Source organism: Erythrobacter tepidarius, from assembly GCF_002155695.1.
Lineage (GTDB): Bacteria > Pseudomonadota > Alphaproteobacteria > Sphingomonadales > Sphingomonadaceae > Erythrobacter > Erythrobacter tepidarius.
The window spans coordinates 116,473-140,422 of sequence record NZ_MUYJ01000004.1; the positions used below are offsets into that span (position 1 = coordinate 116,473).

A 23,950-nucleotide genomic window follows, 5' to 3' on the forward strand; every position below is an offset into this window, starting at 1 on the left:
TCTGGGTGGGAAATTGCCCCGGGCCATGCCGCTAAAAGAGGTGCGCATCAAGTGGCGGTTTGCCTGCCAGCAAGGGGATTTGTGTCCGCGCCTTGCGTGCGGTGATGGCTGCCACCTGGCCTGGCTTCCCGTGCGGGACAACGGATCTCCTCGGGCGTGCCGGGGATGACCAAGAGTGTTGCGCTGGGGTATTCCTATGTATAAGCACGTGGTTAAGTAAGGGAGGAATCCGTGCCACCACTGAGGTTCAAATCCGTATGGAAAGCCTCGGCCGCAGCTGCCGTGACGATCGCACTCGCAGGCTGCGCGTCCACTCCCGAGCCTGTTATCGGCCCAAGCGTCGTCCAGCCGCGCGCCGATCTCGGGCAAAGCGGATACAGCCATCAGCGCCCGACCTCCTATGTCCTGCGACCTTCCGACCAGATCGCGGTGACGGTCTTCCGCGAGCCGGATTTTTCGCTCGAGAAAGTCAGGATCGGCGTGGAAGGCAATGTTTCTCTGCCTATGCTTGGCTCGATCCCGGCTGCGGGCATGACCGCCAAGCAGTTCGAGCAAGACGTTACCCGTCGTCTGGCTGCGGTCGGCCTGAAGTCACCCCTCGTCAGCGTCAATATCACCGAATATGCGTCACACCTCGTGACCGTCGAAGGTGCGGTTGAGACGCCCGGCGTCTATACTTTCCAGCCCGGCGCGCGCCTGTCCTCGGCGATCGCGCTGGCGAGAGGGCCGAAGCGGACAGCCAACACCAAGCAAGTCGCCGTGTTCCGCGAAAGTCCGGAGGGTATCATGGTGGCCAAGTTCGATTACGGGCAGATCCGCCAGGGAACGATGCTCGATCCCGTGCTCCAGCCAGGCGATCGCGTTGTCATGGGCACTGACGGGCTGTCGGTGTTCTGGGAAGACCTGCTGAAGGCTTTGCCAGCGTTTGGCGTGTTTGCGGTCGCCGGCCTGAATAACAACTGAGACCATGAACGAAAGACCGCTTGTCCAGGCCCCTGAGCCTGCCCGCCAAGGCGCATGGCTGGATGCTTACATGCCAGAAGGGCATCTGTATCCCGTCGCGCCGCGCCCCCAGCTGATCAATTTCGCGGCCATCCGCGGGGTGATTTTCCGCCAGCGCTGGCTCGTGGGATCGGTGATCGCCCTCGCCCTGCTGGTCGGTCTGGTCGTCACGCTGTTGGCAACGCCGATGTACCAGGCGCAGTCGAAGGTCGCGCTCAAGCCTTACGGCCAGTACGTGGTCGAAGGCCAGGATGTCGAGCAGGGGGTGCCTTCCAGCCAGTTCTACGAATATATTTCAACCCAGATCGAGGTGATCAAGAGCCGCTCGCTGGCCGAAACGGTCGCGACAAATCTCAATCTCGCGACACGCAACGACTTTCTCGGCAAGGATGTCGACGAAGGCCGCGCTCCCGGCATGAGCGATGAGCAGTGGCTAGAAGCCAAGAAAAAAATGGCGGTCTCGCTTCTGGTGGGTTCCGTCGAAGCCACATCATCGCCCGAGAACTGGGTGATCACGATTGGCTTCAGGTCCGAAAGTCCCACGCTGGCGGCCGAGATTGCCAATGCCTATGCCGATGCCTTTGTCGCCAGCGGTTCGAGCAGCACGATCGAAAGCAATCGCTACGCGCTCGATTACCTTCTCAAACAGATCGAGGAGACCCGCAAACGGCTGGCCGAAGCCGAGCAGGTGACCAACACCTATGCGCGTAAAAGCGGGATCATCGTCCAGCAGTCTGGCGACGATGAAAATCCGACGGCCTCGACCCTCACGGCCAGCAATCTGGCCAGCATTAACGCCCGGGTCGCCAACGCGAAGGCTGCGCGGATCGAAGCCGAACAACGCTGGCGCGCGATCCAGAACCTTCCTGCCGCCCAGCTCCCCGAGGTGCAGAGCAACCCCGTGCTCCAGGGCTTGGTGTCCGAGCGCACCGAGAAAAGCGCCCAGCTGGCTGACCTGCGCCAGCGCTACAACGACGACTTCCCTCAGATCCGCAATCTCGAAGCGCAGCTCAAGGTTCTCGATGAGCAGATCGAGCGCAGTAGTGCAGATATCAAGGCGACGGTTCGCAATCAGTATCTGGTGGCTCAGGCTCAGGAGCGTGCGCTTGCCTCCGAACTCGCCGCGCTGACCGGCGAGCGGCTGGTAGAGCAGGACCAGCAGGTGGAGCTGAGCGTGCTTGATCGCGAGGCCCAGGCCCTGCGTGACCAGCTGAAGACCCTGCTCGACCGCTACAACCAGATCAACAGCGCGGCCAATGTCGAACCCGACACCATTACCAAGCTGGACCCCGCGGTCGTGCCGGGATCGCCCTATTCGCCCAATCTTCTCACCAATCTGGGCCTCGCACTGGTCTTTGGTGTGGCACTTGCCGGCCTGCTTGCAGTCCTGCGCGAGACCCTCGATGACCGGATCCGTTCGCTCGACGAGGTCGAGGAAAAGATTGGTCTGCCCTTGCTCGGACACACGCCGCACGTGGAAAGTCGCGATATCGAAGCGCTTGGCACGAACCGGTTCAGCGCCCTGATGGAGGCCTATTCCTCGATCCGCGCTGCGATCGATTTCAGCCTGTCCCGCAATCGCAACGTGATCCAGTTCACCAGCACTCAGGCCAGCGAGGGCAAGAGCACCACCGCTGTCATCCTGGCGGAACTCTTTGCGGGCCTGGGTCGCAAGACGCTTCTGATCGACGCGGACTTGCGCCGCCCCTCAGTCGCCGGATTGCTTGACATTGAACGTCCCAAGGTCGGCTTTGTCGAAGTGCTGCTCGGACATGTCGAGCTTGAGGCTGCGGTCGTCAAAGGGGTGCACGAGAATCTCGAGATTCTGCCGGTTGGCGAGATTCCGCCGAACCCGGTCGAAATTCTTGCATCGCAGGAATTGCATGATTTCATAGCCAAGTATCGTGAAGAATACTCGCTCATCATCTTCGATTGCTGTCCGGTGCTCGGTCTCGCGGATGCGCCGATGCTCGCACGGCTCGTGGACGGGACCGTGTTCGTGCTCGAGGCGAACAAATTGCCGTTTGGTCAGGCGCGCTCCGCGATCAAGCGGCTTGTCGGAGCCGGTGCGAATGTTATCGGTGTGGTCCTCACCAAATATCGCGCGCTCGAGGCTGGTCAGGCCTATGGCTACCAATACGAATACTACCAATACGGCCGCGACAAAAAGGCGCGCTGACGCGCCGAATGCCGGTGCTGCACTGCAACAGCGGCTTGTCCTGTCCAGAGTGCTGATTTAAGCCCAAGGGGCCCTCTCAAAGACGATCATCGCTCCCGTGGCTCCCGGATTGGACTAGCATCATGACCAGCCATCCAGCCTTCACGGTCATCATCCCTGCCCACAACGAAGAGGCAGTGATTGGGCGCTGCCTCGCAACCGTCTTGCGCGACGCGCCCGAGGGCCACAAGATGGAAATCATCGTCGCCGCCAATGGCTGCGACGATCGCACCGTGGAACTGGCACGGGCCGCAGCCCCAGGCGCACGGGTGCTCGATCTGCCGAAGGGCTCCAAGACCGGCGCGATCAACGCCGCCAATGACATCGCGACCCACTTTCCGCGCATCTACCTCGATGCTGATGTCGAATGCGGGTTTGTGACGCTGGCTGCGCTCGCCAATGCGCTTTGCGAACCGGGCGTCATGACAGCTGCTCCGGCGATCAGGTTGGACTTTTCGCGGCTGAACTGGCTTGCCCGCGCCTATTACCGCGTCTGGCTGCGCCAACCCTATGCCACGGCAGGCAAGGGCGGGGCGGGTTGCTATGGCCTTTCGCGCGCCGCGCTTGAGGCGATCGGACGCTTCCCGCCGATCATCGCCGACGACCTGTGGATCCACACCCGCTTCCCCGACAGCCAGAAACGCTACATCACGAACGATGCGGAGGGCCGGCCGGTGTTCACGACTGTCCATCCACCGCGCACGGCGGGCGAGCAGGTGCGGATCGAGGCGCGGCGGCAGATCGGGACCGCCCAAGTCCGCCAGCTCCATCCCAGCCCCTACCTCGCCGAGCATGACGGCAAGCGCGGACTCGGCGCCGCGCTGCGCAGCGGGGTCTCACCCCTTGATCTTGCCGTGTTTTCGGGTGTCAAGCTGTTCGCCCGCGCCGAGGCCAATTGGCGGCGGGCACGCGGCAAGGCGCAGGAATGGACCCGCGACCTCAGCTCGCGGCAGGTCTGATCGCCCATGGACGAGGCCGCAATCACCGCTCGACCGGGAGCCGATGGCGGCAGCACCATTCCCGACGTCAGCATCATGATCGTCGCCTATAATTCGGCAGCGCTGATCGCGGACTGCATCGCCGCTATCCCGCAGGCCTGTCAGCGCTACCGCCAGGAGACCCTGCTGATCGACAATGGCGACGGTTCCACCGAAGCGCTCGTCGCGGCTCGGTTCTCGTGGGTGCGGATCGTGCCCAGCCAAGGCAATATCGGCTTTGCCGGTGGCAACAACGTCATCGCCGGCCACGCCCGCGCACCGCGCCTGCTGCTGCTCAATCCCGACATGGTGGCCCATCCCGGCTCGATCGACCGGCTGATCGACGGCGCGCTCGCCAACCCGGACGCGGGCGCATGGGGCGGCCTTACGCTCGACAGGGAGGGCCAGCCCGATACCGGCAATGCCATCGCCATCCCTTCGCTCATCGAACTAGCCAGCACTGCCATGGGCAAATCGCTGGTCGCCAGCCGCCCGATCCTCGGGATCGACACCGATGCCGAAGTCGATGTCCTCTGCGGCGGCTTCGTCATGTTCTCTCGCGAGGCGTGGGATGCCGCCCGCGGGCTCGACGAGCGCTTCTTCCTCTATTGCGAGGAGGTCGACCTGTTCTGCCGCCTCAAGCAGAAGGGCTACCGCTTCTGGCGCATCGCGGGCGCAAGGGCCACGCACATTGCTGGCCATGGCAACACGCTTTCGCCGATGCGGCTGCTCTATCGCGCCGCCGGGACGATGGAGTTCGTCCGCGCGCACTGGCGACCTGCACACCGTTGGCTGGCAGGATTTCTCGTGTGGCTTGCCGCCGCAGAACGGTGGCTTGCCGGTCGGCTGATCGGCAGATGGAACCTGCATCTGCGAGAGCTGGGCAATGGCTATCGTCTCGTGGCTATCCATCCGGCCTACTGGATCTTCGGATATCACAAGGGGCGGGGGCTCATGGCGAAGCTGGCGCGATCCCCTCTCAAGCCATGAGATCGAGACACGTGATGCGTCCAACACCGCCGATCCGATCTGGAAAGCCCGACTTGCAACATTTCGTCCTCACCCGTTTCAATATCGCCAGTCCGGGCCGTGAAGCCCCGATCCGCAATTCTCCCGGCTGGCTGTCAGGCCGGTTCGAACTGTTCATGACCTATTGCCTTCCCAGCATGGCGGCACAGGAAAGCCATGCGTTTCATTGGCTGATCTATTTTGATGAGCAGACCCCGGAGCAGTTTCGCGAACAGATCATCGCCGCACAGTCACAGGTTGCGTTCGAGCCGATTTTCGTCGGCCCGTTTCGAGCCTCATTGGCCGCAGATGATGTGGCCAAACGCCTCTCTCCCGGAACGCAGCGGGTCATAACAACGCGTCTCGACAATGACGATGCGGTCTCGCGCGACTTTCTGATGCGGATCCGCGCCGAGTGTGAGGGCTTGCCGGATGGGACAATCGTGAACTTCCGCCAAGGCGTCGCGCTGCGTGCTGGCCGCCTTTATACGGCGGTTGACGACAGCAATCCCTTTGCGTCGCTCGTCGAAGCCGCCGACGGCGCGAAGACGATCTGGGCCGCCCCACACACGGAACTCGCCGCGCGCTTTCCGACCAGACAAGTCGATACCGCACCTTGCTGGCTCCAGGTCGTGCACGGTGAAAACGTCGCAAACCGAATCAAGGGCAAGCGGCTTGGCGACAGGGACGTTCTCGACCGCTTTGGTCTGCGCCCGGGCATAGGGATCGAGGAAACCAGTGCCGCTGATCTGCTGCTCGATCGGCTGATTTTCCATCCCTTGCGCAGCCTGAGAGAGAAGATCATCGCGCTGGCAAAGGCGATCCTGCGGCGACATTGATGGCATGACGCTAGGCGCGGCCAGCCTTGCGCGCGCAGTTCAGCGCAGCGCGTGTGCATGAGCGCGGTTGCCGAGGTTCACCGGAACCGGATATTTACCTCTTGGCGCTGGCGCCCTGAGCACCGCATAGGTTGCGTAACCCATGCTGACGCTGAGGCCCATCATCAGGTGGAACCAGACCTGCGCCGACAGCCAAACGGCCACCGAGACAACCGCAAAAGCCATAACGACCATGGCGATGGCAACGCCGCGCAACGCACGCCCATCGACCAGGTTCGCGCTGGATTGGCGACGGATCAGCGCGAGAAATGCCAGAAAAATCACGATTGCGTACATCAGCGGAGGGACAATGCCCACCTGTATTGCTTGGAGCAACCAGTAGTGATCAACCGATTTGCCCATCCAGAAGGGCCTTTCCCATTCCGCGTAGCCGATCCCGAACCACGGGTGCTTTTCGACATTCTGCTTGCCGAATCGCCAAATCAAAGTCCGGTAGTATGCGCTGGACGAATTGAGCGAGCCGAACCGGACCAGCAGGCTGTAAGTGCCGGACTTGGTTCCAAGCTCGGCGACGAACACGAAAATGCCGAAAAGAATGAAGAACAGCCGCCAGGATATGTTGGCAATCCGCTCGGTCAACCAGTCATAGATGATGAGCACAATCATCGAGGTCAGCGCGAGAAGCGCGGCCGAGCTGACAGTGAAAAAGCTCGCAAGCGCAGCGCCCACGCCGACTAGGCGAGGCCATCCTCGCAAACCCGAAAACCAGTAAAGCGACAGCAGCGTCGACAAGACGACCCCGGCAAGGATCGGGTGCGGGAAAGGCCCGGCTGCTCGCAGCAGCCCAAGCCGGTAGTCTATCAGGCTGTACCCGCCCCCCACGCCGAGAAGCGAACGCGCAAGTGGCTGGATAATATGTGTTTTTGTAACCGATTCGAGCGTTATGATTGCAGCAGTGACAGCAAAGGCCGGCGCCATCAAAATCAGGAACAGGCGAAGGTCTCGCAATGACCGGAGGGTTGACCGGGCAAAGAAGTAAGGAATGATGATGTCGCACGTCTGCGCGACCGACGCTGTGAAGAAGTCTTCGAAGGTTGCGCTTACTACGAAAAAGGCGACCCATATCCAGACTGCCGCCACGAGCATAAGGGCATCGGGCAGCACGAACCGCCATTGGCCGCGCAGCCTCGATCCAACGATGTAAAACACCGATGCCAAAAGCACGAACCGGTAGGGCGGAATCACCGATGTACCGATCGGGATGTTGAACTGCGGGGGCAAGAGCATGATGTACCCGAGCACCACCGCCAGCAGGACATTTGCTGACAGAGCCCCGCGCGCAGCTTGTCTCGCGGGCAATGGCATTCGACGCGTCACGAGGGGCCGGGCAATTGTCACGCAACAACGCTAGCGGATTTCAGGTCTGCGTCAAAGCCGGTTTCCGAACCGAGGCCTGCGACCCAACCCGCAACGACCCGCTCGCTCACAATTACCGGCGATGATGACCCCACGAAGCGGCGAAAAATCTCCCATTTTTGCAGTATCTTAAAATCTCAACGAGGAGCAAATTCACCCGCGCAGCGAATGGCGAGCGAAGCATTCGCAAGGGATCGCTCGATGCGCGTGAAACTATGTTTGCGGCGGCCATGAAAGTCTGACACGATCAGGAAGTCCATCATCAACCTGTTCGGACAATGGACGCATGATGGACGCATCACCGTCACAAGCAATGGCTCGGCCATTTTCGGTGAGAGCCGTCATCCCAAGAGGTAGGATCCTTGCGACACAAAGGCCTGCGCCGCAGGCGCAATGGAGCGACGAAGAAAAAGCGCTTTCCTACATATAACCATAATGATTTAAGGACGTCATTAATGATAACCAGAAAGGTTAAAACTGATGGCGGACCATTTCAGTACGGCAATTGACAGCCTGATTGCTCCCGCGCGCCTCGCCTTCGCGATCGTGCCGGCAGATACAAGCGATCTCCCCCAATATACGAAGGCCATCTATGTCGGCACGGGCGGCGACATCGCGCTGAGAGCCGTCGGATCGGACGAAGACGTGGTGCTGCGCAATGTGGCGTCCGGCAGCGTGCTTGCCATCCGGGTCGCGGCGCTGCGGCAGACTGGAACCACCGCCAGCGACATCGTGGGCCTTGCCTGATGACATGGCATGGCATCGGCCTGATCTCGGGAAGCTCGGCCCCCCCGGTAGTGATGGACGGTCTTTTCGTGGCCATCCCAACCCTCACCCCTTCCCCCCAATGGAACGGCACGGCTGGTTCCGGCTTTGGGGGCAGCAATCCGGCGGCGCCAGTCGATCCGGTGCGCACCCTTGCCAAGCCTGCGCTGCGGTTGCTCACCCCGCCCAATCAGTGGTTCACCGATACGCTCGACGTGGGCGTCATCGCGGCGGCGGATGACAATGGCAGTCTCGAAAACTGTCTTGGGGTGCGCGAGGTTCGGTTCTACTACGAGGGCAACGTCGTTTCGGTCAGCGAACCGCGCTGGAACACCATCACCACCGAGCGCGGGGCGCGCAGCTATTATGGCTGGTGGGTGCGGCTCAAGAAACCCGCCAGCACCGCAGGCACGGCGCGGCTCTACATCGAGGCAACCGCCAACGACAGCACCTTCCAGAAGCGGGTGATCGGCCCCTTCCTCTACTCGCCGCAGAACGTGCTGCACGACGTGGAAATCACCATCGACCCTGACCTCGCGGAAATTGCTGGCGAGCGCTATCAGTCGATCCCCAACGCCATTCCCTTCGTGGTTAACGGCAATTACCAGAACCCGCGCTTCACCATCGCCAAGGCGGGGCGCTACACCACGGGCTTTGGCTCGACTTCGGCAGTGCCGACGGATCGCTGGACGATCACCGGGCGCTTCACGGTTGAGGCAAGCGTTCCGGGCGTCATCCTCGGCAACACCAGCTACACCACCGATGCCAATACGCTGATGAATGCGCAGCGCACCTTCTGGCGCTTCAAGGGCACGAATATCACTTTCGACGCGCAATATGGCACGTCGATGAACACCAATACCAGCACCGGCTATGGCCCCGGCCTGCCCGGCAATCACTGGGCAGACGGGATCAACATCACGAACCTTTCCTCGCTCGGCAAAAAGGAGCTTATCCGGGGCGGGCAGTGGAACGGCGGCGGTATGCCGAGCAACACCTGGTATACCGAATGCCAGATTACCAAGCTCAACCAGCCGGTGGTCAACGCTTCGCTCATACGCGGCTGCTATGTCGGGGATAGCCAAAGCGACATTGCCAGCAACGCCGTGTGCATCGTTTCCAGCGAGTTCGAGGGTTCGGATCAGAACGACCTCAACACGGATCGACCCGCCTTTACGATGGTTTACTCCGGCCCGGAAAGCGTGGCGACCGCCGCGCGTTCGGGCGGCAACTATTCGTCGGGCACGGGCGGCGGGGTTTGGACGGTGACGATTGGCTCGACCACCTATACCTTCGATCACGGCAACGGCTCGGAACCCTATTACACCGGGGCATTGGGCGATGGCTACTGGACAAGCGACGTGGTGGATTGGCTCAACACCCTGCCCGGTGTGACTGCGACGCTTGACGCTGGCTTTGTCGCGCAAGACCGGGTGGCCGCCTGCCTTTCGCTTGCGGGCCTTGCCGGGCAGGGCTTCGGGGCAACCAGCTTCAAGAACACGCCGCTGCAAATCGTCTGGAACGCGAACAGCCATGGCGACTGGTATCAGCACACCCGCGACAATCTGGAAAACGTAATTATCGCCTTCAACAAGGCGTGGGAGTTGACTTGCCAGCTTTACTATCTCGCGCCGCCCGCACTCGATCCGGGCCTCGGCGGGGTATCGAACGAGCGGGACATCCTGATGTTCGGCAATCTCACCGCCAATATCCGGACGCAGACGGGATCGGAAAACCCGGACTTCTTGCTTTCGCAGTTCACCCGCCGCTGCGACTATAGCCATGTGGTGTGGATGCACAACACCATGCCCAATCAGGGATGGCTGTTCGATAGCCGCATCCTGAGTGGCAGCACCACTGAAACCCGTTTTCTCAATAACGTGGTGTTCAAGAACAACCTGCTTAGGGGCATCAGCTATCGCGCCGGGCCTTTGCCGAACATCACTATCGAGAACAACCTCGTGTGGGCAGCCAATGCCAATATTCCCGGCGGGGTGATGAACCTTGCCTTTGGCGGGCTGGACACGGTGGTGGAGGACTTCCCGAATGGGGACTTTGCGCCGACCGTGCCCGTCAAGGCGCTGGGCTTTACCCGGCGGCTTGCGTTTGATCGCAACCGCGACACCATGCCGCAAGTGGTTGCCCCCGGCGCGCTGGCCGAGGCGGCGGACGAGTTGGCGCTGTTCAAGCCTGCCTTTCTGTCGAACGGGATTGCCGGAACGCCCGATGATGGCGAGGCGCTGGTGGCGCAATGGACTGCGGCAGGAACGCAGCCGATCACCGCGACATATCAGTGGCAGAAGAACGGCGTGAACATCGCAGGCCAAACCGGCAAGGTCATCACGCTCGATGCGGCGGGCATGGGGCTGGTTAATGGAGATTCAATCAGCTGCGAGATTACGCTTAGCAACATTGCGGGAAGCGCCACCATTGAGCCAACGGTAAGCTATGGCCAATCGCTGATCGAGCAGCTTTCCGCATCGAGCGCGACATGGGCGGTTTACGACTGGACGAACACCGCCGCGATGACTGCGGGCGATGGCGGGGCCGTGATCCCCGGCGCGGGCGATACGATTGCGGTGGTGCCCAATGCCAAGAACCCCGGCACCCGCAACCGTGTGCAGGCATCCGCGACAAGCCAGCCGGTTTATAATGCCGGGGCGCTGTATGATGGCAGCACCGACTTCATGCAGACGACCTTCGCGGCGAACACCGGGCCGAGCAATGCGACGCTGGTTTATGTCGTCAAGACAACCGATAACGAGTTCATGCTGGCAGGCTGCAATAGCACGAGCTTCTTTGCGGGCGCGGCGGTGGATGGCAGCGGCAGCGCGCCGCATTCTGGCACGGGCTTCACTTCGGCAACCTACTGGGCGAACGGAACGCAGATTACCACGGTAACGCGCGACGGGCTGCATACGGCATGGGCAACCGGCGCGGCTGTAACCGCCGAGGTGCGCGGGGTGAATTACCAGAACGCCAGCATCACCGATATTCGGGATCGCTACGGCAATTCGGGCTTGAACATGAACGGCAGGCTGATGCTGATTGCCGTGCTCGATGGCAGCGATCCGGACTTCGCCAACGCCCTGACGCTGGCACGGCAGGAGGCAGCGCGGGTAATCACCGCGCTGGGGCTGTAGGATGGGCAACGTGGCTGCGGTCGCGGCAATTCGGCCGCAGCCCCTATCTCGACATCCGGGCGAACTGCGCGATCAGCCGGGTCTTTGCCATTTGCGGCATCTGGAACCAGCTGAACGCCAGCAGAACCAGACTGCATGCGCTGGCCGCCGCGAGGGAGTTGGTCCAGCTATCGAGCAGCGACGATGCCACGAGCGGGGCGAGCACCACCGCCGCCGGCCCGATCAGCTTGCCCAACACATCGCCGCCGGCAAACCGCGCCTTCTGGAACAACACGCCGCAATCGAGCGTCGTGCGAAGCGTGAAGGCGAGCGCAATGCCTGTCAGCCCCATCGCCAGCCCCAGGCCGTAAAGCGTGGCGAAATAGAGCGGCAGCTCGATCACGTGCAGCATGGCGGTGAAGCGCGAATTGCCACGCGCCTGAATCAGGGCATAGGGCACGTTGGCCAGCGCGTTGATCCAGAACCCTATCAGCGCGATCTGCCCAACCAGGATTGAGCGCTCGTCGAGCTTGTCGCCCAGCCACAGCTGCAAGAGCGGCTCGGCAAGGCAGATCAGCCCGGCCACGACAAAGGCATAGAGCTGGCCCACCAGCACCACCGACACCTTGCCGAGGGCTGCGGATTGCTCTTCGGTTTGCGCCGCAAGCCGCGGGAACAGCGCGTTGACGATCGCGAGCGGGAAAGTGATCGTGCGCTGGGCGATGAGAAAGGGCACCGAATAGGCGACGACCGCGCTCGCCCCGATCGTGGCGCCGATCACCACGCGGTCGGAAACGATCATCAGCGGGCCGATGATCGCGGTGACCATGATCCAGACGCCGAAGGCGAACAGCCGCCGCAACTGCTTGCGCGAGACGATCACCGGCTGGCCGCGCAGGAACACGCGCCACATGCTCGCCACGATAAGCACCAGCCCGATGACCCGCCCGGCAAGCGATGCGCCCAACAGCCAGCTGAGATCGGACGAATGGAGCACCGCCATCGCCAGCGGCAGCACCTGCGACAGCAGGTTCCCGACCATCGTTCCCACCGATACCACCCCGAAGCGCTCCGCCCCGAGCAAGGCGCCGGTCGAGACCCCGGTATACATGATGACCGGCACGCACAGGCCGAACAGCCAGACCGATCCAATCGCCTCGGCCCGAAGGCTGTCGGTCGCTTCGAAGAAGAATGCGAAAAAGACGTATGCGGCAATGCAGATCAGCCCTGCCCCGATGATAGAAATGCCCAAGGCCCCGGCAAGCGCCGACCAGACGATGCTCGCCCGCTCGGTCGCATCGGCATCGCGCTCGGCCGAAAGGCGTTGCGTCAAAGCCCGCCCAAGTCCGAAGTCCGCCTGACCGAAATAGCCCAGCAGCACCAGCCCGACCAGCAGTGCGCCATAGCGGTCATTGCCGATTTCGGCGATATAGACCGGCACCGTCAGGATGCTCGCGGCGATCCCCGCCAGGGTCGGCAGCAGGCTAAGCAGCGAATTTTTTGCCAATTTCATGGTGCGGCCTTCGCCAGCAAAAGAGAGCCATTCTTGTGCACTGTGGCCAAACCGCAAGGAATGCCAACTTTGATGTTCCAAAGCGCGGGGCTGCGGGCTATTGCCCTCTCGCAAGCGCCAAAGCAACAATTAAGGCCCGTGCCGATACGCAGACCGACACGGCAAAGCTTCGAAGTATTCCGCGGACATCGGCTGCCTTGCACCCTCTTCTTTTCGTACAAGAGAACTATCTGAAGATATGAACCAATCTTCGATATCGCAAAGCACTTCGCCGTTGGAGGAGGGGCTTGAACTCTCGTCCCAATGCCTCTTTTGCGGGAGCTCGCATTTTGACGAAGAGGCGTGCGGTGTCGAAGACTTCTTCTTCAAGAGCGATGAAGGGCGTTTCGATTATCTGCGATGTTGCAACTGCGGTTCGCTGTGGTTGCGCAATCGGCCCTATGGGGCGCGGTTGCTGCGGGCCTATTCCCGCTACTACACCCATGCCGAACGATCCACTGGTGGGGCAGAGCGAAGCGGGTTTGCCGGCAAATTGCGCAAGGCCTATATCCGCGATCGCTTTGCACGCTCAGCGGGTCTGGCCGATGCGCTGATCGGCACCGCGCTGCGGCTGGCGGGATACAACACCGCCGGCATAGACGAACAGTTCCGCTTCGCCCCCAAGGCGCCTGCCAAGGTACTCGATTACGGCTGCGGTAGCGGGGAATATCTGCTTCGTCTCTACCCGCTTGGGCACGAACTTCACGGGGCCGAGTATGATCCGCAACTGGTCGGCAGCCTCGCCGATCGCGGCATTCGCGTGGCTGATGTCGCCAATCTGCAAGACGACCACTGGGGCGCGGAATTCGACCACATCACGCTTGCCCACGTGCTCGAACATGTCCCCGATCCGCTGGCCTTGCTGCGCCGGCTGCTGGGCTGGCTGAAGCCGGGCGGGACGCTTTATCTTGAAGTGCCCAATGGCGGGGCGAGCGGGCTGGCGATCTTCGGCCGCTACTGGCGCGGGCTCGAAGCACCACGCCACTTCGCCCTCCCGACCCGTCGCGCGCTCTATGCGGCGCTGCGCGATGCAGGCTTCGGCGCGATCACGCAACACATCAACGCCAACGCGCGCCGCTGGGTATGGGCCGAAAGCCTCGAGGCCAGCCCCGCTGCCAACCGCGGCGCGCTTTCGTCGGCGATGGCTGCCGCCCCGGCCGAAACAGCTGACAATGCCGAATTCCTGACTGTCCTTGCCCGAAAGCCCGGCGCATGAACGCCCGCAATTTCCTCAAGCAGAACCTGCCCCCGCAGGTCAAAGGACTGGTGCACCGGCTGCGCGCGCGGATTGCCGCACCGCCGATCGACGAGGCGGTGCTGGCCGAATTTGCCATCGCCCCCGATCCCGACCCCACGCCGCGCCTCACCATGGTCATTCCTCTGCTCCAGAAGGGCGCGGATTTCGGCGGCACCGCGACCGGGATCGACATCTTCGCCCGGCTCTGCCTTGCTCTCATGGCGAGGGGTGCGCTCGACGTGCGGGTCATCATCACCGACGTCATTGCCGAAACCGATCCCTCGATCGTCACCAATCGCTGCGCCAAAGCGGGCCTTGCTCTGACGGCGGGCCAGATCGAACGGGTGAAGAGCCCGCGCGCCACCATCGCGGTGCGGCGCCACGAGATCTTCATGACCTACAACTGGTGGACGACGCTCAATTTCGCTGCCCTTCGCGATGCCCAGGCCAAGGCCTTCGGCAGGCCGCCGCGCCCGATGATCTGGCTGATGCAGGATTACGAGCCGGCCTTCATGGAGTTTTCCTCGGGCCACATGCTCGCCCGCGCAGCCTATGATACCAGCGCGCCGCTGTGGGGCGTAATCAACAGTTCGAACCTAGCCGAATATCTCGCCGCCGTCGGCCATGCCTTCGATCGGAGCTTCGTCTTCGAACCGGTGATTTCGGACGCCTTGCGCCCCTATCTGAACCGCGTTCCCACCAGCCAGCGCAAGCAGCGCGTGTTGGTCTATGGCCGCCCGCATGTCGCACGCAACTGCTTCCCGGCACTGGTCCGGGGCCTGAGGCGCTGGGCGCGCGACTATCCCGAGTTCGGCAACTGGGAAGTGGTCTCGGCCGGAACCGCGCACGATCCCGTGGCGCTTGGCGACGGACGGCAGCTGAGATCCGTGGGCAAGCTCTCGCTCGATGATTACGCCCAGATGCTGCTCGAAAGCTCGGCCGGGGTGAGCCTGATGGCATCGCCCCACCCCAGCTATCCGCCGCTCGAAATGGCGCATTTCGGCGTGCGGACAGTGACCAACGGCTACGTCTGCAAGGACCTGTCGCGGTTCCACCCGAACATCACCTCGCTGACGTCGATCGCCGAAGTCCCGCTCGCGGCCGCACTGGCCGAGGCCTGTCGCAAGGCCGCCACGCCCGCCCCGGTCTTCGGCAATGCCGAATACCTGCGCGAGACCGCCTATCCCTTCATGGATGATCTGTGCGCGGCGACGGCGTCGGCGCTGGTTGAGGGCTGACTGCACGGCTCCTGACCCGCGCAAGCGCGCGTTCTTCGACAAGGTGCCACGAGAGCATGGCGAAGACCAACGTGACCGGGAAGGCAAGCAGGATGTTGGCGAGCGGCGTTCCGCCCGGGAAAGTCTGGGCCATCGCCTGCTGCTCCGGGAAGGCATAGAGATAGGTGCCGTAGGAATAATCTCCCAGCCGGTTGTAGGCGAGCAGCGCGCCTCGCGGGACGAAGCCGAGCCACAGGACCGTATAGGCCATTGCCAGCGTGATCGCCGCGGCTTGCAAGACCGTGCCATGGGCGAGCACCGGCACCACCCACAGCCCGGCTGCCAGCCGGAAATCGAGTTTCAGCCGGTCGCGCCAGACATAGGCCAGCATTCCCAACGCAAAGGGGAAGGCGAGCGTCAGCATGCGTTTGGCGATGTAGAGAGGCCCTCCGAACGGTTCGAATGCCCCGCCCAGCACGAAGGCCAAGGCCAGCACCACGAACGCGGCGCTGAACACGAGCGGTCGGCGCAGCAGACCGAGGAGACCACAGATCACCACCCCGCCATAGCAGGCGACCTCGTAGAACAGGGTCCAGAGGCTGCCGTTGATCGAACGCGGCAGTGGATTGGTCTCGAACACGCCCGGCAAAGGGTATTGCAGGAATGCAAGGCTAAGATTGCGCGGAATGTAGCTCAGCGTTGCCGGCGCAGTGAGGTATTGGGCTAGCGGCAAGGTGGTGAAGAAGGCCCCCGCCAGCACTGTCAGGACCACGACGACGATCAGCGCCGGATACAGCCGCGCCGCGCGCGACAGCACGAAGCGCAGCAGGCCATTGCCCCGGTCATAGCTGCGCGCGATCAGCAGGCCCGAAAGAATGAAGAACACCGCCACCGCATGGTCGCCCAGCGTCAGGCCGGTGAGCTGCTCAAGCGGCTCGGGGGTCCCTGCGCCCAAGGCAATCGGATAGGCATGGGACACCAGCACGGCGCTGGCCGCGATCATGCGCAGCGCGTTGAGATTGTTCTGTCTTCCGGCGAGCAGCCCCCCTAGCGTCGGACAGTCCGACTGCCGGGGCGTCACGTCATGCATGGCGCGCAATCAGCGGCCGCCACCAGGCTTCGTGGTCGAGATACCAGCGCAGCGTCTGGCGCAGGCCTTCCTCGAAACCGATCTGCGGCACGTAGCCGATCCTGGTCCGCGCCTTGGTCTCGTCGATCGCATAGCGGCGATCATGGCCGGCGCGGTCGGTGACAAAGGTCTTGAGGCCTCCGGTCGGCTGGCCCTTGGCGGCAGGCGCATCGGGGAACCGCTCGGCGAGGCCGTCGATCTCGGCAAAGGCGCGATCGACTTCGGCGCAGATGGTGTCGATCACGGTCATGTTGGGCAGCTCCGCCCCGCCGCCGATATTGTAGGTCTCACCCGGCACTCCGCGCTTGAGACAGGCCTCGATCCCGCGGCAATGATCCTCGACATGCAACCAGTCGCGCACGTTCATCCCGTCGCCATATATCGGCAGGTTGCGGCCGTGGAGCGCATTCAGCAGGAACAGCGGGATCAGCTTTTCGGGATATTGGTAGGGCCCGTAATTGTTCGAGCAATTGCTGGTCGTTACCTCCAGCCCATAGGTGTGGTGATAGGCGCGCACCAGGTGGTCCGAGGCCGCCTTGGATGCCGAATAGGGCGAATTGGGCGCATAGGGCGTGGTCTCGCTGAACGCCGGGTCGTTCGGCCCGAGCGATCCGAACACCTCGTCGGTCGAGATGTGGTGAAAGCGGTGCGGCACGCCGCTGCCCGCCAGCCACACGCTGCGCGCGGCCTTCAAGAGGCTGTTGGTACCGAGAATGTTGGTGTCGATGAAGGCATCCGGACCGCTGATCGAACGATCGACATGGCTCTCGGCAGCGAAGTGGACCAGCGTATCGATGCCGTGTTCGCGCAGCAGACGTTCGACCAGCGCGGTATCGCGGATGTCGCCGACCACCAGCTCGGCATGGGGTGCGCCTTCGAGCGTCGAACGGTTGCCGGCATAGGTGAGCGCATCGAGCACGATCACCCGGTCTTCAGGGTGTCGGGCGTTCCAGTAGTGGACGAAGTTTCCGCCGATGAAGCCGGCGCCGCCGGTAACGAGCAGATTAGCCAAGCTTTGCTTCCTCTTCGAGCATCTTGCGCAAATTGGTGCGCCAGTGGATCGCCTCCGCCCCCAGTCGCGCGCGGGTGGCACGGCAATCGAGCAGCGAGAAGGCGGGGCGTTTGGCAGGGGTGGGATAGTCGGCCGTGGTCAGCGGCCGGATGATCGGCAGACGCGTCAGCAGCCCGCGGGCATGGGCCTCCTCGGCGATGGCGACTGCGAAATCATACCAGCTGGCCACGCCGGCATCGCAATGATGAAAGGTGCCAACGGTCTGGCGTTCAACCAGGCCCCAGATCGTTTCGGCCAGGCCCGTCGCCCAGGTCGGCGCGCCGATCTGATCGGCCACCACGCCCAGTTCGTCGCGCTCCTTCATCAGGCGGATCATGGTGCGCACGAAATTCGCGCCGCCCGCCTCGTAGACCCAGGCGGTGCGCACCAACAGGTCTTGCCCGCGCAGTTTGTCCTCGCCTTCGGCCTTGGTACGGCCATAGGCCGATTGTGGGTTGCGGCGCGCCTCGGGCGCGTATGGCGTGGAGGCCGTGCCGTCGAACACATAGTCGGTCGATACGTGAACCACCTTGCCGCCGGTGTCGGCCATGGCCGCAACCATGGTTGCGACGGCATCGGCGTTGATCGCGCGCGCGGTGGCCTCATCGCTTTCGGCCTTGTCGACCGCGGTGTAAGCGGCGGCATTAATGACGAGATCGGGCGCCTCGAGCCTCAGCCGCGCCGACAGCTTCGCCGCATCGGTCAGATCGACATCCTCGACATCGATCGCGCTGACCTTGGCCCAGTCCGGCGCCGTGCGCTGCAAGGCCCCGCCCAGCTGTCCTTTCGCGCCGGTGACCAGCACCCTCATGCGAACACCGGCACATCAGCCAGCGCCAGGCCGCGCGCATCCTTTTCGGAGATCAGCGGATCAATCCCGTTCAACGGCCATGCGATCCCCACCGCCGGGTCGTTCCATGCCAATGTGTGCTCCGACTGCGGCGCATAGGGCGCGGTGCACTTGTAGAGGAAATCGGTATCGTCCGCGAGCGTCAGGAAGCCATGGGCGAAGCCTTCGGGCACCCAAAGCATCCGCTTGTTGGCCGCACTCAGTTCCACACCCACCCACTGGCCGAAGGTGGACGAAGAGGCACGCAGATCGACCGCGACATCGAACACCGCGCCGTTCGCCACCCGCACCAGCTTGCCCTGCGGGCCGGGATTCTGGAAATGAAGCCCGCGCAAGACGCCCTTCTGCGAGCGGCTGTGATTGTCCTGCACGAAGGCGAGATCGAGACCCGCAGCCGCAAACCCGGCCGCGTTCCAGGTCTCCATGAAAAACCCCCGCGCATCGCCGAATACGCGCGGCTCGATGATCAAAACGCCGGGTATGGCGGTTTCGATGATGTTCATGCCAGAACCGGTGCTTCGAGCAGCCTGACCAGATATTCGCCGTATCCCGACTTTCTCAAAGGCTCGGCGATTTGGCGCAGGCGCTCGGCGGTGATGAAGCCCTGCCGCCAGGCGATTTCCTCGGGACAGCAGATCTTGAGGCCCTGCCGCTCCTCGGTGATGCGCACATAGGTCGCCGCATCCAGCAGCGAGGCATGGGTGCCGGTGTCCAGCCAGGCAAAGCCGCGCCCCATGATCTCGACCGACAAGGCCCCCTCATCGAGATAGAGGCGGTTGAGATCGGTGATCTCCAGTTCGCCACGCGCCGAGGGTTTGAGGTCGCGGGCGCGATCGGCCACGGTGTCATCGTAGAAATAAAGCCCGGTGACGGCATAGTTCGATTTGGGAAGCCTTGGCTTTTCCTCGATCGAGACGGCCTTGCCCTCCGCGTCGAACTCAACCACGCCGAAAGCCTGCGGGTCATTGACCCGGTAGGCAAACACGCTCGCTCCTTCCATGCGCGCACTGGCCCGCTGCAGCAATTGGGGCAGGCCGTGGCCGTAGAAGATATTGTCGCCCAGAATCAGCGCGCTCGGACCGCCGCGCACGAAATCCGCACCAATGTGGAAGGCCTGCGCGAGGCCTTCGGGCTTGGGCTGGACAGCATAGCTGAGCGACACACCGAAATCGCTGCCATCTCCCAGAACCCGCTTGAACTGGCCGGCATCTTCGGGGGTGGTGATGATCAGAATGTCGCGGATCCCGGCCAGCATCAAGGTGCTGAGCGGGTAGAAGATCATCGGCTTGTCATAGATCGGCATCAGCTGCTTGGATACCCCGCGGGTGAGGGGGTAAAGCCGCGTCCCCGAACCGCCCGCAAGAATGATGCCGCGCCTGTTATGTCCGGTTGTCATGCGCTCCCCCGACATGCTGGCTGTCACCGCAGCAATTCCGGTTGCCGCATTGCAGCATGAATGCCGCGGGTCAACGAAAAATCCGCCGGTGCCTTGGCCCGGAGCAAAATGAATGGCGTTCGCGAAGCGATGCGCTAGGACAAGGGCGACAACCTGTCGTGATACGGGCACTCGTGCAACAACACCCAGTGGAAGCGGAATTGTCTCGGTCCGAGCAAAATTGCATGATCATCGACGCGGCAGACGAATTTCTTGCAGGTTGCTTGCGTGCAGCCCTTGGCGATCAGCCGGTGCCGGCATGGCCAGCCTCGCTCGCGTCGCCGGAGGATTACGATGTTCTGGCTCGCCGCACCCGTTTCCACGGAATAGCGGTGGTGCTTGGTCAAGCGCCCGGCGTACTGGCCAGCTGGCCGGGGCAGGTGGCCGAAGCGGTGCGCAGCGAGATGCGGCTGGCAGGATTGTGGGAAGAGCTGCACCGCAACACCATCAGCGGGATCCTCTCGAGCCTCGCTGAAGGCGGCATCGAGACGATCCTGCTCAAGGGCACGGCGCTGGCCTATCTGTATTACGAGGATCCCGCCGCCCGGCGCCGCGGCGATACCGATCTGCTGATCCGCCCGCAGCACCTTGCCCGGGCCCGCAGCATTCTGGCAAGCGCCGGATGCTTCCGGCGCGAAGACCCCCATGGCCTGCATTGCCAGGAAACCTGGTTGGTTGATTGTGGTGCGGGGATGGAGCATTCGATCGACCTGCACTGGGAACCGAGCGATCGTCCGGTACTGCAGAAAATCCTTGATGCCGAACGCATTTGGCAGGGACGCGCGCCGGTGACACGGCTATCGCCCCATGCCTTTGCGCCCGATCCCCTGATGATGCTGGTACACGGCGCGATCAATCAGGCCTGGCATGTGGCGCGTGGCTACGGCGTTGAAGATGAACGGATTACCGGAGGACGACGCCTGATATGGGCGGTCGATTACCGTAAGCTGACATCAGGGTTCGATGAAAGCCAATGGCAGTCTCTTGCTGCCTTTTGCGAGACGCATGATGCAGCTGCAATTGTCCATGCCGCGCTTGACGGGGCGCAGCGGGATCTCGGGCTCTATGTGCCGGCCGAGCTAATGGCGCGTTTGCGCGCGGCGGCTCCGGGTTCGCCAGCCCTTGCCTATATTGCCAAGCCCGGCGTGGTGCAGGATTTCTGGCGCGATTTTCGAGCGACCCGCCGCATGAAAACCCGGGTGGAGATGATCCGGACAATGGCTTTCGCGCCCAGATCCCACCTGCTGAAGAAGTATCCGCACTGCGCGCACTGGCCCACCAGCCTGCTGCAATTGCGGCGCTACGGCGAGGCTCTGATGCGCTGGAACAAGCCGGAACGAACGCCATGAAGCTGGCTTTCCTCGCGGCACGGATCCGACCCTTTGCTGCAGAACTGGCAACGATCAGCGCGCTCTCGCTTGTCAGTGCCTTTGCCACGCTGGCGCTGCCATGGCTGGCCGGAAACTTCCTGTCGGGCGTGTTGGGTGACAGATCCATCGACACCCGCCTGACCTTGGCGTTGCTGGTGGTTGCGCTGGTCGGTCTGACCGCTGTCAACATTCTGGTCGCGATTCTGTCGGAGCTGGCTTCGGGAAGGATCCTCGCGGGGCTGCGCCGCGAGACCTATGATCACCTTCAGGCGATGCCGATCAGCTTCCACGACCGCAGCCGGACCGGCGATCTGCTGACGCTGATGACCTACGAGGTCGACCGGCTGAGCCGATTTCTCACCACCACGCTGGCCGGCGTGCCCTCGATGGTGATCACGGCTGGCGGCGCGGTGGTGCTGCTGTTCATGCTCGATCCGGTGATGGCGCTGGTGGTGCCGATGCTCGTTCCGGTCTTCTTCGTGCTGCTCAAGCTGATGGGCAGACGGATGCGGGTGCTCGCCCGCAAGGCCCGCAAGGCCGAGACCAGGCTGATGTGCATGAGCGAGACCGATCTCGAAATGCTGCCCGCAATCAAGGCCTTCGCGGTAGAGGAGGAGTATCGCCGCCGGTATCATCAGGCGGTCGAGACAGCGCGCAAGCTTGCGCTCGATCAGGCGCGCCTGTCGGCCTTTGTCGGCCCGATTGTGGCGCTGATCGCCGGCCTTGGCGCAATCACCATCCTGTTGGTCGGCAGCGAACAGGTTGCCGCCGGAACCCGCACTCCGGGCGAGCTGTTCGCCTTCCTGCTCTATGCCGCGCTGCTGACGCGGCCGGTCTCGGGTCTTGCCGACAGCTACGGTGCCTTCCAGATCGCACGCGGCGCGCTTGCACGGCTCGAATCGGTGTTCGGCAAACCGGTCGAACCGGGCTATGCCGCGCCGCATCGGCTGGAGCGGGCCAAGGGCGCGATCGCCTTCGAGAACGTGACTTTCGCCTATCCGGGACGCCCGCCGGTGCTGACCAATCTCTCGCTGGCCATCGCGCCGGGCGAAATCATCGCCCTGACAGGGGCCAACGGCATCGGCAAATCGACCATGATCCGGCTGCTGCTGCGCTACTATGATCCGCAGGGCGGGCGGATCACAATCGACGGGCAGGATATCGCCACGCTACAGGTTCAAGACCTGCGCCGGCAGTTCGGCTATGTCCCGCAGCGCCCCCTGCTGTTCAACGGCACGATCCGCGACAACATCATATTCGGAACAGCCGGGGGGGATCCCGCCGCGCTCGAACGGGCGGTGGCCATGGCCCAAGCGAGCACCTTCATCGATCGCCTGCCGCAGGGGCTGGATACCGAGATCGGGGATGACGGCATCCGCCTGTCGGGCGGCCAGCAACAGCGCATCGCGCTCGCCCGCGCCCTCTATCGCGATCCGCCGGTTTACATCTTCGACGAAGCCACCAGCATGTATGATCTCGAGGGCGAAGCGGCTTTCGTCGAGGCCTGCATCCGCTCGCTTGGCGGGCGCACGGTGATTATCATCACCCACCGTCCGGCGAGCCTCGCGCTGGCGCACCGCATCATTCACATGGATGAAGGCTGGCTGAGCGCGATGCAGGCGGACGGCTCTACACCGGGGTGATCAGGCCCTTATCCGTGAGCTGTGCCGCAAGCGCCAGGATATCCTCCTCGATCCGGGCGCGCGGTGCATCATACTCCGCCTCGATCACATCGCACACCTTGGTCAGCGTGCAGGAACTTTCGGAGAGGCATTCCCAGATCCGGCTGCCGACCGGATCGAGACCGAAGTAGAGGCCGCTGGCAAGATCGAGCAGCACCATTTCACCCGCCACCTCGCGCGCGATAACGTCGTCGGACATCTGGAAGCGCTGATCGAGTGTCGTCATGGTTCGGGGTTTGTCCTGATTTCGGCAAGAATGGCGGAGATCACCATCGGGAGTTCCCCGTATCGGCGCGGGTAGTCAAGAGCGCAAACCGGGATTCTTTCGGACAATTGGCCAATACGTTCGAAATGCGCACGCAATCGCGGCTTGTCCTCAACATCGAGCACAAAGGCATGGGGCAGCAGCTGGGCAAGCGCTTCCGGGCCCACGAACGGGTTGATCGCCAGCGGCGCATCGTGATCCCGCCCGAGCACGTAGATGCGCGCCAGCGGCACCGCAGTCTCGGCAAAGGGCAAGTTTTCTCCGGCGGCGAGGCTGTGCTTGTCGTCATCCTCGGGATCGGGGAATTCGCGTTCGAGCAGCCACGCCGCACTATCGACGAACAGCCGCAAGCGTGAATGCTTGGGCTGGAGCATATAGGCATTGCCCGACAAGGCCAGCTCGATCACGTCCTCGGTCAGGAAGGGATAGCCGGCCTTGGCGAAGGCCCCGGCCAGTGTCGTCTTGCCACTGCGCGAGAGGCCGAGAAAGGCGATCGCCTTGTCGCCGACAGCAACGGCGCTGCCATGCAGGAACAAGCCACCCAGATAATTACCGACGAGCGGGACGATGCCGTGTTGGAACAGGCTTTCAAAATGATCGGGGGTGGTTTCGGGCGCGGGCCAGCCGCTCGCGCGGCGGGCGGCCAGGTCGATGGCGAAATCCGCCTCGCCCGGAAAGCGCACCAGAAAGCCCTCGGGCGGGCGATGAAACTCGGCCTTCACTTCGCCTTCGGGTGTCACCCAGCGATCATAGGGCTTGCTGGCGAGCGCGGGCTGAATCCGGGCGGGGTGGGATACAAGCGTCAGCACAAGAAG

20 protein-coding genes are annotated in these 23,950 nt (G+C 63.0%); 11 read left to right on the forward strand and 9 right to left on the reverse strand.

All coding sequences use genetic code 11. The features are described from left to right. Nucleotides 1-282 precede the first annotated feature (282 nt). From BZF61_RS05010 to BZF61_RS05030, 5 genes are all read left to right on the forward strand, one after another. The gene (locus tag BZF61_RS05010; protein WP_086617538.1) at nt 283-963 is read left to right on the forward strand and encodes a polysaccharide biosynthesis/export family protein; all 681 of its coding nucleotides are present in this window, start codon (nt 283-285) and stop codon (nt 961-963) included. A 4-nt stretch (nt 964-967) separates the two neighbouring features. Next, nucleotides 968-3,181, forward strand: a complete 2,214-nt coding sequence (locus tag BZF61_RS05015; protein ID WP_086617539.1) for a GumC family protein — start codon at nt 968-970, stop codon at nt 3,179-3,181. A 122-nt stretch (nt 3,182-3,303) separates the two neighbouring features. Further along, a complete protein-coding gene (locus BZF61_RS05020) occupies nt 3,304-4,179 on the forward strand; it encodes a glycosyltransferase family 2 protein (RefSeq protein ID WP_086617540.1) in 876 nt (291 codons plus the stop codon). Between the two features lie 6 nt (nt 4,180-4,185). After that, nucleotides 4,186-5,187, forward strand: coding sequence for a glycosyltransferase family 2 protein (locus tag BZF61_RS05025; RefSeq protein ID WP_086617541.1), 1,002 nt, complete (start codon nt 4,186-4,188; stop codon nt 5,185-5,187). 53 nt (nt 5,188-5,240) lie between these two features. Continuing rightward, a complete protein-coding gene (locus BZF61_RS05030) occupies nt 5,241-6,044 on the forward strand; it encodes a glycosyltransferase (protein ID WP_158094057.1) in 804 nt (267 codons plus the stop codon). Between the two features lie 39 nt (nt 6,045-6,083). Here BZF61_RS05030 and BZF61_RS05035 read toward each other — a convergent pair whose 3' ends face one another. Continuing rightward, nucleotides 6,084-7,409 carry an O-antigen ligase family protein gene (locus BZF61_RS05035; protein WP_086617543.1) on the reverse strand — a complete coding sequence of 442 codons (1,326 nt, stop codon included), beginning with the start codon at nt 7,407-7,409 and terminating at the stop codon, nt 6,084-6,086. Nucleotides 7,410-7,940: 531 nt separating this feature from the next. Between BZF61_RS05035 and BZF61_RS05040 the strand changes: the two genes are divergently transcribed. Then, nucleotides 7,941-8,207 (forward strand): spike base protein, RCAP_Rcc01079 family, encoded by a 267-nt coding sequence (locus BZF61_RS05040; protein ID WP_169711944.1) that lies wholly within the window; start codon nt 7,941-7,943, stop codon nt 8,205-8,207. Continuing rightward, nucleotides 8,207-11,368 carry a hypothetical protein gene (locus BZF61_RS05045; protein WP_086617545.1) on the forward strand — a complete coding sequence of 1,054 codons (3,162 nt, stop codon included), beginning with the start codon at nt 8,207-8,209 and terminating at the stop codon, nt 11,366-11,368. Before BZF61_RS05040 ends, BZF61_RS05045 begins: the two co-directional genes overlap by 1 nt. Before the next feature lie 43 nt (nt 11,369-11,411). Here the strand turns inward: BZF61_RS05045 and BZF61_RS05050 are convergent, their stop codons facing one another. After that, nucleotides 11,412-12,860, reverse strand: a complete 1,449-nt coding sequence (locus BZF61_RS05050) for an oligosaccharide flippase family protein (RefSeq protein ID WP_086617546.1) — start codon at nt 12,858-12,860, stop codon at nt 11,412-11,414. Nucleotides 12,861-13,284: 424 nt separating this feature from the next. Here BZF61_RS05050 and BZF61_RS05055 point away from each other — a divergent pair, with 424 nt between their 5' ends. Beyond that, a complete protein-coding gene (locus BZF61_RS05055; RefSeq protein WP_158094058.1) occupies nt 13,285-14,115 on the forward strand; it encodes a class I SAM-dependent methyltransferase in 831 nt (276 codons plus the stop codon). Further along, nucleotides 14,112-15,374, forward strand: a complete 1,263-nt coding sequence (locus BZF61_RS05060) for a rhamnosyltransferase WsaF family glycosyltransferase (RefSeq protein ID WP_086617548.1) — start codon at nt 14,112-14,114, stop codon at nt 15,372-15,374. Before BZF61_RS05055 ends, BZF61_RS05060 begins: the two co-directional genes overlap by 4 nt. Here the strand turns inward: BZF61_RS05060 and BZF61_RS05065 are convergent. The 5 genes from BZF61_RS05065 to rfbA are packed head-to-tail and all read right to left on the reverse strand — an operon-like array spanning nt 15,325 to nt 19,779. Next, a complete protein-coding gene (locus tag BZF61_RS05065) occupies nt 15,325-16,443 on the reverse strand; it encodes an acyltransferase family protein (RefSeq protein ID WP_086617549.1) in 1,119 nt (372 codons plus the stop codon). The two genes, BZF61_RS05060 and BZF61_RS05065, sit on opposite strands and share 50 nt — an antisense overlap. Then, nucleotides 16,436-17,494, reverse strand: coding sequence for a dTDP-glucose 4,6-dehydratase (gene rfbB, locus BZF61_RS05070; protein ID WP_086617550.1), 1,059 nt, complete (start codon nt 17,492-17,494; stop codon nt 16,436-16,438). The genes BZF61_RS05065 and rfbB overlap by 8 nt, the downstream gene beginning before the upstream one ends. After that, entirely contained in the window at nt 17,487-18,344 is an 858-nt protein-coding gene (gene rfbD, locus BZF61_RS05075; protein ID WP_086617551.1) for a dTDP-4-dehydrorhamnose reductase, read from the reverse strand. Before rfbD ends, rfbB begins: the two co-directional genes overlap by 8 nt. After that, entirely contained in the window at nt 18,341-18,886 is a 546-nt protein-coding gene (rfbC, locus tag BZF61_RS05080) for a dTDP-4-dehydrorhamnose 3,5-epimerase (protein ID WP_086617552.1), read from the reverse strand. Before rfbC ends, rfbD begins: the two co-directional genes overlap by 4 nt. Continuing rightward, complete coding sequence (rfbA, locus tag BZF61_RS05085) at nt 18,883-19,779, reverse strand: glucose-1-phosphate thymidylyltransferase RfbA (protein WP_086617553.1); 897 nt, start codon at nt 19,777-19,779, stop codon at nt 18,883-18,885. The genes rfbC and rfbA overlap by 4 nt, the downstream gene beginning before the upstream one ends. 56 nt (nt 19,780-19,835) lie before the next feature. On the opposite strand from rfbA, the gene BZF61_RS05090 reads away from it, so the two are divergent. Both BZF61_RS05090 and BZF61_RS05095 read left to right on the forward strand, forming a co-directional pair. Beyond that, on the forward strand, nt 19,836-21,167 hold the full coding sequence (locus BZF61_RS05090) for a nucleotidyltransferase family protein (protein WP_086617554.1): 1,332 nt from the start codon (nt 19,836-19,838) through the stop codon (nt 21,165-21,167). Further along, nucleotides 21,164-22,831, forward strand: coding sequence for an ABC transporter ATP-binding protein (locus BZF61_RS05095; RefSeq protein WP_086617555.1), 1,668 nt, complete (start codon nt 21,164-21,166; stop codon nt 22,829-22,831). Before BZF61_RS05090 ends, BZF61_RS05095 begins: the two co-directional genes overlap by 4 nt. Here BZF61_RS05095 and BZF61_RS05100 read toward each other — a convergent pair. Further along, the gene (locus BZF61_RS05100; RefSeq protein ID WP_086617556.1) at nt 22,818-23,096 is read right to left on the reverse strand and encodes a PqqD family protein; all 279 of its coding nucleotides are present in this window, start codon (nt 23,094-23,096) and stop codon (nt 22,818-22,820) included. The genes BZF61_RS05095 and BZF61_RS05100 overlap by 14 nt on opposite strands. Next, entirely contained in the window at nt 23,093-23,944 is an 852-nt protein-coding gene (locus tag BZF61_RS05105) for a phosphoenolpyruvate carboxykinase (ATP) (RefSeq protein WP_086617557.1), read from the reverse strand. The genes BZF61_RS05100 and BZF61_RS05105 overlap by 4 nt, the downstream gene beginning before the upstream one ends. Nucleotides 23,945-23,950 lie beyond the last annotated feature (6 nt).

Coding starts and splice junctions, on each gene's coding strand:
- BZF61_RS05050 (WP_086617546.1), bottom strand. CDS start 12,860: ATGAAATTGGCAAAAAATTCGCTGCTTAGCCTGCTGCCGACCCTGGCG.
- BZF61_RS05065 (WP_086617549.1), bottom strand. CDS start 16,443: ATGCATGACGTGACGCCCCGGCAGTCGGACTGTCCGACGCTAGGGGGG.
- BZF61_RS05015 (WP_086617539.1), top strand. CDS start 968: ATGAACGAAAGACCGCTTGTCCAGGCCCCTGAGCCTGCCCGCCAAGGC.
- BZF61_RS05045 (WP_086617545.1), top strand. CDS start 8,207: ATGACATGGCATGGCATCGGCCTGATCTCGGGAAGCTCGGCCCCCCCG.
- BZF61_RS05035 (WP_086617543.1), bottom strand. CDS start 7,409: ATGCCATTGCCCGCGAGACAAGCTGCGCGCGGGGCTCTGTCAGCAAAT.
- BZF61_RS05100 (WP_086617556.1), bottom strand. CDS start 23,096: ATGACGACACTCGATCAGCGCTTCCAGATGTCCGACGACGTTATCGCG.
- rfbA (WP_086617553.1), bottom strand. CDS start 19,779: ATGACAACCGGACATAACAGGCGCGGCATCATTCTTGCGGGCGGTTCG.
- BZF61_RS05040 (WP_169711944.1), top strand. CDS start 7,941: ATGGCGGACCATTTCAGTACGGCAATTGACAGCCTGATTGCTCCCGCG.
- BZF61_RS05060 (WP_086617548.1), top strand. CDS start 14,112: ATGAACGCCCGCAATTTCCTCAAGCAGAACCTGCCCCCGCAGGTCAAA.
- BZF61_RS05025 (WP_086617541.1), top strand. CDS start 4,186: ATGGACGAGGCCGCAATCACCGCTCGACCGGGAGCCGATGGCGGCAGC.
- rfbD (WP_086617551.1), bottom strand. CDS start 18,344: ATGAGGGTGCTGGTCACCGGCGCGAAAGGACAGCTGGGCGGGGCCTTG.
- BZF61_RS05095 (WP_086617555.1), top strand. CDS start 21,164: ATGAAGCTGGCTTTCCTCGCGGCACGGATCCGACCCTTTGCTGCAGAA.
- rfbC (WP_086617552.1), bottom strand. CDS start 18,886: ATGAACATCATCGAAACCGCCATACCCGGCGTTTTGATCATCGAGCCG.
- BZF61_RS05090 (WP_086617554.1), top strand. CDS start 19,836: ATGAATGCCGCGGGTCAACGAAAAATCCGCCGGTGCCTTGGCCCGGAG.
- BZF61_RS05020 (WP_086617540.1), top strand. CDS start 3,304: ATGACCAGCCATCCAGCCTTCACGGTCATCATCCCTGCCCACAACGAA.